Origin of the sequence: Ensifer sp. ENS02 (genome assembly GCF_014851885.1) — a bacterium.
Lineage (GTDB): Bacteria > Pseudomonadota > Alphaproteobacteria > Rhizobiales > Rhizobiaceae > Ensifer > Ensifer adhaerens.
Genome location: NZ_JACVAO010000109.1, coordinates 1 through 252, shown reverse-complemented (window position 1 = coordinate 252; position 252 = coordinate 1). Strand labels below are relative to the sequence as shown.

The window sequence follows — 252 nt, the reverse complement described above, 5'->3', positions numbered from 1 at the left end:
GCCCCAGTTCTGTTTGCGTGTCGACAGCACGAAGCGCTGTCCGCGCCACGGATGGAACGGGTGCGTAACCTCGAACTCTATGCGGGCTTGAGTGTCAGTACGAACTGCAGTCCTGGACTTGAAAGAAACCCTCCGCCGAAGGGTCGGTTTTAATCGTCGAGAGGTGGGTTCTGGCCAGACTTCGAAACGAACGTTTCTTCAGCCTTGTCGATCTCAATATCCGCATCAGCGCTCTTATCGAGGACCTCAATA

Annotated in this window: 1 protein-coding gene; it reads right to left on the bottom strand. The window is 54.8% G+C overall.

The window, feature by feature from the left end:
* Positions 1–81 (bottom strand): DUF5372 family protein (locus IB262_RS36625; RefSeq protein WP_348646952.1); only part of this gene is annotated, 81 nt, incomplete at its 3' end.
* Positions 82–252: the final 171 nt, after the last annotated feature.